The following is a 6486-nucleotide window of genomic DNA, read 5'->3' as shown; positions in this document are numbered from 1 at the left end:
CTGGGAGAAACGCGACGACATCCACGAAGCCTTCCTCGGCCTCGCCACCTGCCTCATCACCCACCGCCACGTCCAACGCCTTTGTTAGGACCTCTAAGTCCACTCCACCGTCGGGTAGTTCCGGATATCCAGCTGCCGTTCCGAGGACGTAGGAGAAGGCGTAGAGCAGGAGGATGAGCACGAGCCAGCTCGGGAGAAACAACACTGTGCCGAGCAGTGGTCGCCACCAGCGGTGCCGGCCGGTGCGGCGGGCCATGCGGTGATAGGCGAAGCGTGCAAGGTCAGGGGCTGCAGTTGTCATGATCGACAGGATTCCAACCGCGGTGTGCCGGGGCGTCCGCCCGGAGCAGGAGTGGCCGCTCAGACTAGGGGTGGATAGTTCGGTCGCTTTCAAGACATTGGTGCAGCAGCCGCCTTGCCCGTGCTCTGGGGGCCGCCTTCGTCGCTGGTGTGACGTTCTCGAGGGTCTCGACGCTGTTGCCTGAGGGGGAATGACCTGCGGCTGTACGGGAGTTGAGCGGAATCTGAGGTTTCGGGGTGGCGGTAGTGGCCAGTCCGGTTTGATCTTTTCGGCGCCCGATTTGCGGTAGATCGTCCGCGTCTGACTGCCGGTTTTGTGAGGATTTCCCTGTGCACCAGTTCCGAAGCGGGGGAAGTTTCAGGGCATATGCGTCTCACCATCTGGAACTGGTGATCGAGAGTTCTGAGGCGCCCCCGGCACGGACGCCCGGGGGTGCGGGCACCACCCTTTCCGACGCACACGGTTTCCAGGCCATCAGTGCACCGGGAGGCAGCGCCCGCACCGTCTTACCCAAAGGACCACGATAGTGAATCGTCGGCATATCCGCATGAGTGCGGTCACTGCTCTCGCTGCCCTCACTCTCGGTGTCGCTGGTACTACAGCGGCGCAGGCCCACGAGCAGCGCGAGATGGCCGCTTCCGCCTCCGCCCCCGCGGACTTCGACCCCGAGTTCGAGTTCTCCTCGCACGAGGCGTTCGTCAGTTACCTCGACTCCGCTGAGGGCCAGCAGCTCCTGAGAGAAGAAGGCCTCACCCAGACGGAGATCACAGCCGTCTACGCCGGCGACGACGTCGCCGCCAAGGGCTGGCTGGACAAGCTGAAGAAGAAGGCGCTGAAGAAGGCCTTCAAGGCGCTGCCCGACTCCTGGCAGAAGAAGCTGACCGACTGGGCGAAGAAGGGCAAGGGCTACTTCAAGGAGAAGTGGAACTCCCTCCCGGGCTGGGTGAAGAAGACCCTGACCCTGGGCGGCGCGATCTCCGTCAAGACCGCCATCGAGTGGCTCATCGACATCATCCTGTGAAGTACGCGGTGATGTAATACGGCCCCTCCCCGGGGGCTTCACCACCCATGTGCGCCCCACGGTTGTTCCCCCTGCCGTGGGGCGCACATTCATGCCGACACCTACCACGCTTCGGAGGCATCCCATGACCGATTCCGGTAGCTCTGAGAGGGTTCGGGAGTTCAGCCCGGCTCAGTACATTGCCCCCTACCTGTTGCTCATCGTCGGCAACGCCGGAGTGCAGAACGCGCCCGCAGGTGATCGGCCGGTGGTGTTCTGCGTGTTCGCGGCGATCGCCGCGCTCGGTGCCGTTTCCGCCGTCGTACGCCTGCGACGCATGTGGAACACCCACCAACGCCGCGCCTTGCCCGCGTGGACACGATTCCTCGGCCTGCTCCTTGCCTTGTACGGGCTGTACGTCGCCTACCGCGTCATCGACGGCACAGCCGCATAGAACGGCAAGTCCCGCCTGACAGGACGATGCACGGTGGCAGCGCAGCGCGGTCGTGTCCGGCAGCTGCGCGGCGCCGGCCGCGATCTCCGGAAAACGCCGGCGCCATCTCGGTGTCTCGCGGGAGCGCAGCACCACCTTCCGTCGCGCCGACGGACACCAGCGCCCGGAACCCATCCCACTTCACCTCGGCTGCCCATCCTGGAGGGAGTTCGGGATCGCGCACGGGGGTGGCGAGCATCGGCTCAGGTAGCCTCCACATGAGCCATGCCCCTTCCACCTGGACGCCCGTTCGTACGGTCGCGTTCGGTGCCGGATCTACGGGGCGGCCTCATTGCGCGCAGCCGTCGAAGCGGGAGCCTGGCTCCCCGAATCGGGCTCGACGGCTTCGATCCCGGAAACGAGAAAGGCTCCAATGGTGACGACGGCCGCCGCCGCGGAGGCGGCGGCCAGCAGCCGCTCCCCCTTGGTCGTCGTCGTGTTCACGGTCTCGGTGGCTGGCGCCAGCCAGCGGTACACCAGACAGTCGATGGCCAGAGCGGCCCCCACCACCAGAACAGTGGCGAGGTTGAACGTGATGCTCACGGAAGTGTTCCCCTTGGGTATGGGCATGCGCCTGCCGCATGCGGGCGTGGATCATGAGCGGGGTGCACCCTTTGCGTCGCGGGGTGACAGCTCCGACACGACCGGAAGTCTGCGGATGCGGGAGGTTAGCCACGCAAGTTCGTGCAGCCTGAGAGGTAGCCCGGCCGCCGTCAGCCTCTGGGGCGCAGGGTGGTGCCGCGGCCGGTGACGAGCCCGGTGCGGGCTCCTTCGAGGCGGCTACGGCTGCGTCTTGACGTACCGCACGCTCGGACCCCACTTCTCCATCACCGGCGCCATACACCACGACGTAGTGCGTCGGCCACTGGTCCGCGGCCTCGCTCGCGCCTTTGCCGCGTCGGGCCAGGCGCTGCTGCAGCCGCTCGAACGCCAGTCTGCCGGTCTCCCACACCACCAGCTCACCATCGAGCCCGGTGTCGGGCGGAAGCTGCGCGAGGGCGGCGGCCCGGATTTCCGGGAAGGAGCCGGTCATGTCGGTGCCCTGGCGAGAGCGCAGCAGCACCCGCCCATCGCCGTGCACAGCCAGCTGCGCGCGGAAGCCGTCCCACTTCGGCTCCGCCGCGTACCCGGCGGGCAGGGCAGGGCTGTCCACGGCCACGGTGAGTATCGGTTCGGGCAACGACCAGGTCATGCCCGGATCCCTTCCACGTCGGCACACACCAGTCGGGAGATGGGGGATCACCCGAGAGTTGCTCCGCTACGCGGGCGCCGGACGCATCTCGATGAGATGCAGGCCGTAGGTGCGGAAGCGGTCCAGCAGGTCGAGCAGGTGCGTGTGGTCCAGTACCTAGCCGTACAGGACGGTCTGGTTGCCGATCTGCGCGGTGTCGAGTTCGTGGAATGCCTGGGCTGCGTCGGTGGTGACGGGGCCGTTGACACGGAACTCGTACAGGCGCGCCGCAAGGGAGCGGGCCACGCGTGTAAGCGAACCAGGCCCGGTGCGGCACTGGCCTCACCCACAGCGGGTGAACCGCGCCTGAGGGCTGCCTTGTGTGTGGCTTCATTCACCTCAAACGGCAGCGTCTGTCCATCGGTTCGGGAGGCAGTCGGCGATCAGCGATTGCGCGATTGTTCACGAGAGCTGACGCCACTGCATGGGACGGCCCGCCGCCAGTGAGGACCTTGTTCCCGTATGGCTGGAGCCAGTGGTGTGCGGCGCGGTCCGTGCCCCGGTCGGATCGAGGGCAGCATCTGACCTAGTTGCCACGTACTTTCGTCTGCGACCAGTCAACGCGGCTCGGCCATCGCTCAGCGCGGTGCCCGCCTGAACAGGCAGCAGGCAAGGAGTGACGTGACAATTCTGGTTACTGGTGCGACGGGGACTCTGGGGCGCCACGTGGTCGAGCGACTTCGGCAGGCCGGACAGACGGTTCGCGCGCTCACGCGCACCCCGGCCGAGGCGACCAGCCTGCCCGACGATGTCGAAGTGGTGGGCGGCGACCTTACGAAGCCGCAGACAATGGCCGCGGCTCTCAATGGAGTCTCCGCCGTGCACCTGCTCGGAGCCACCGGGCACGACCACGCCCCGTTGCAGACGGGGCCGCAGATCATGGGGATGGCCGCCGAGGCGGGCGTGCAGCGGCTGACGGTCCTGTCGCCCGGTGAAGGAGAGCTGGGCAAAGCCGTCCGTGACAGCGGCATGGAGTGGACGTTCATCTGGCCGATCGACCTGATGTCGAACGCACTGGGGTGGGCTGAGGTCATCCGGCGTACGGCGGAGGTTCGCGAGCCGTACGCGAACCGCAGGACTGCTTCGGCCGACGAGGCGGACGTCGCCGCCGTTGCTGCGACCGTGCTTGCAAGGGGCGGCTATGCGGGAAGAAGCCTCATCGTGTCGGGCCCCGAAGCACTCATGCCGGCCGACAAGGTGTCCGCCATCGCGGCGGCGACCGGCCGTGAGATCCGTTTCACCGAGCTGACCGATGATCAGGCACGTCGGCACTGGCGGGCTGAAGGGTGGCCCGAGGAGGGCATCGAGTTCATGCTGCACATGTGGGCGACCGTGCCTGAGACGGTGGCCAGGGTGACTTCAACGGTCGAGGAAGTTGTCGGCCGCCCGCCGCGGACCTTCGCACAATGGGCCGTCGCACACGCCGACGCCTTCCGCGGGAACGGGCCCGTCACATTCCCCCACCCGCCGTGTCCCGGGTGACGTTCGCCATCGAAGGCCGCGTGCAGCTGGACCTTCGACATCTGCGGCATGACCACGACTTTTCACTAGGAGCTTCCCCATGCTCCCGTGGCAAGCACCTCAGTGCCGTCAAAACTCGGTTCTGGCACAGATCTTGGGGAGTCGTCGCGGAGTGTTACCCCGGTGTTCGATTGCGAGGAGATGGTTCGTATGAGACCGCGTACGCCTTGTCCCCCGGCGATCAGAATTGACGCTCCCTCAGGTGCGGCCAGGTCGCTGCTGCGTCCGCTGGTGGACGGTGATGGTGCTGGTCATGCAGACCGATGCACCGTTCTGGGGCTCGCTGGTGTTCAAGGGGGTCGACGAGGCGGATGTCGAGGCGGTGACGGCCGCGTTCGGCATGGTCGAGGTGGTGGCGAGAGGCCACGCGGCTGGGGCTGCATGTCCCGACTGCGGTCGATTCTCCGACCGAGTCCACGACCGATATCAGCGCAGACTGAAGGACCTTCCGCTCGCTGAGCAGGGCTTCGTGATCCGCCTGACGGTCCGGCGCTTCATCTGCGGCTCGGCGGACTGCCCGCGCCGGACATTCGCCGAGCCGTTCTCCCGGCTGGCTGCCCCGCAGGCACGGTTCACGACTCGACTCAACCACGCCTTGGAGCAAGTGGGGCTCGCATTGGCCGGGCGGGCCGGCGCTCGGCTTGCCGCCCAGCTGGGTTTCGGCGTGGGACGGATGACCCTGTTACGCAGGGTCATGGCATTGCCCGACCCAAGGTTCGACACGCCGGGCGTGTTGGGTGTTGACGACTTCGCGATTCGTCGCGGCCAGACCTATTCCACCGTCTTGACCAGCGTCGAAGGCCGTCGGGTAGTCGATGTGCTGCCGACGCGTGAAGCCGGGCCACTGGCCGCCTGGCTGGTCCGTCATCCCGGTGTGTAGATCATCTGTCGGGACCGGGCGGGAGCCTACGACGAGGGCGCCCGCCGCGGTGCCCCCGATGCTCTGCAGGTCGCTGACCGGTTCCATCTGTGGCAGGGCCTCGGCCGGGCCGTGGAGACCTGCGTCGCCGCCCACCGCGACTGCCTGCGCAATCCTTTGCCCGACGGCATGCTGCCGGAGGCCACACGACTGGCATCCCGCCGGCCGCAGGACACCCCGGTGCCTGTCGGCCGACGAGCCGAGCGGAAGAAGGCCGCACACGCCCTGGTCCACGAACTACTCGCCCAAGGTCACTCACGCCGGGCGATTGCCCGGCACCTGGGCTGGGGCTCAACACCGTGCTCCGGTACGCGAACGCCGCACGCTGGCAGGACATCATCCGCGAGAACCGGCCCCGTCCCAGCAGACTGGACCCCTACAAGCCCTACCTGGAGCGACGCTTCGCTGAGCGATGCACCAGCGTCACCCACCTACACAGTGAACTCGTTGCCGACAACGCGCCCGTCACCTACCAGATGGTCCGCGCCTACATCGCCACCCTCCGCGGGACTCCCGCCGGCACGCCACCCCGGCCTCCGACGGTGTGTCAGGTGACCGGCTGGCTTACCCGACACCCCACTACGCTGAGCGAGGAAGACCGAGCGGGCCTTAAGGATGTCCTTGCACGCTTCCCCGAACTGGACACAGCCGCCGGCCACGTCCGCGACTTCGGCGAGATACTCACCGACCGCCTCGGCTCCACACTCCCCGCCTGGATCGACGCAGTCGATGACAGCCAGCTCCCCCGTCTCACCGGCTTCGCGCTCCACCTTCTGCGGGACCTTGACGCCGTGACAGCTGGGCTCACCCTCGACTGGAGCTCCGGCAGTATCGAGGGCGCCGTCAACCGCATCAAGAAGATCAAGCGCCAGCTCTACGGCCGAGCCGGATTTGAACTCCTCCGCAAGATGATCCTGCTCCAGTGACACTGCGCAAACAGGTGCCCAGCAGTGGCAGGATGGCCTCATGTTGATCCGAAAGGGCGATGCCGCGTAGGCGTCCCAAGGCCGTCCGTGCAGAG

General features: G+C 66.9%; 7 protein-coding genes and 2 pseudogenes. 5 read left to right on the top strand and 4 right to left on the bottom strand.

What is annotated here, in order from left to right; all coding sequences use genetic code 11:
- Positions 1–301: pseudogene (locus ACZ4M5_RS34630) on the bottom strand (hypothetical protein); the annotation flags it as partial.
- A 547-nt stretch (positions 302–848) separates the two neighbouring features.
- On the opposite strand from ACZ4M5_RS34630, the gene ACZ4M5_RS34625 reads away from it, so the two are divergent.
- Complete coding sequence (locus ACZ4M5_RS34625; RefSeq protein ID WP_467743065.1) at positions 849–1322, top strand: hypothetical protein; 474 nt, start codon at positions 849–851, stop codon at positions 1320–1322.
- Between the two features lie 124 nt (positions 1323–1446).
- Positions 1447–1755 (top strand): hypothetical protein, encoded by a 309-nt coding sequence (locus ACZ4M5_RS34620; protein WP_467743062.1) that lies wholly within the window; start codon positions 1447–1449, stop codon positions 1753–1755.
- Positions 1756–2070: 315 nt separating this feature from the next.
- Here ACZ4M5_RS34620 and ACZ4M5_RS34615 read toward each other — a convergent pair whose 3' ends face one another.
- From ACZ4M5_RS34615 to ACZ4M5_RS34605, 3 genes and pseudogenes are all read right to left on the bottom strand, one after another.
- Complete coding sequence (locus tag ACZ4M5_RS34615) at positions 2071–2337, bottom strand: hypothetical protein (RefSeq protein ID WP_467743068.1); 267 nt, start codon at positions 2335–2337, stop codon at positions 2071–2073.
- Positions 2338–2650: 313 nt separating this feature from the next.
- Positions 2651–2986, bottom strand: a pseudogene (locus ACZ4M5_RS34610) (ATP-dependent DNA ligase); the annotation flags it as partial.
- 156 nt (positions 2987–3142) lie between these two features.
- Positions 3143–3271, bottom strand: a complete 129-nt coding sequence (locus ACZ4M5_RS34605) for a hypothetical protein (RefSeq protein WP_467743059.1) — start codon at positions 3269–3271, stop codon at positions 3143–3145.
- Between the two features lie 375 nt (positions 3272–3646).
- Between ACZ4M5_RS34605 and ACZ4M5_RS34600 the strand changes: the two genes are divergently transcribed.
- The 3 genes from ACZ4M5_RS34600 to ACZ4M5_RS34590 all read left to right on the top strand — a co-directional run bounded on the left by ACZ4M5_RS34600 (position 3647) and on the right by ACZ4M5_RS34590 (position 6391).
- Positions 3647–4507 carry an NAD(P)H-binding protein gene (locus ACZ4M5_RS34600; protein WP_467743057.1) on the top strand — a complete coding sequence of 287 codons (861 nt, stop codon included), beginning with the start codon at positions 3647–3649 and terminating at the stop codon, positions 4505–4507.
- Positions 4508–4787: 280 nt separating this feature from the next.
- Complete coding sequence (locus ACZ4M5_RS34595) at positions 4788–5426, top strand: transposase family protein (protein WP_467743055.1); 639 nt, start codon at positions 4788–4790, stop codon at positions 5424–5426.
- Positions 5427–5764: 338 nt separating this feature from the next.
- Positions 5765–6391, top strand: coding sequence for a transposase (locus tag ACZ4M5_RS34590; RefSeq protein ID WP_467743053.1), 627 nt, complete (start codon positions 5765–5767; stop codon positions 6389–6391).
- The last annotated feature ends 95 nt before the right edge of the window (positions 6392–6486 follow it).

The sequence above is a fragment of the Streptomyces sp. NPDC026246 genome, assembly GCF_055567995.1.
Note: the sequence above shows the minus strand (reverse complement) of the source record. Positions and strands in the feature narration are given on the sequence as shown.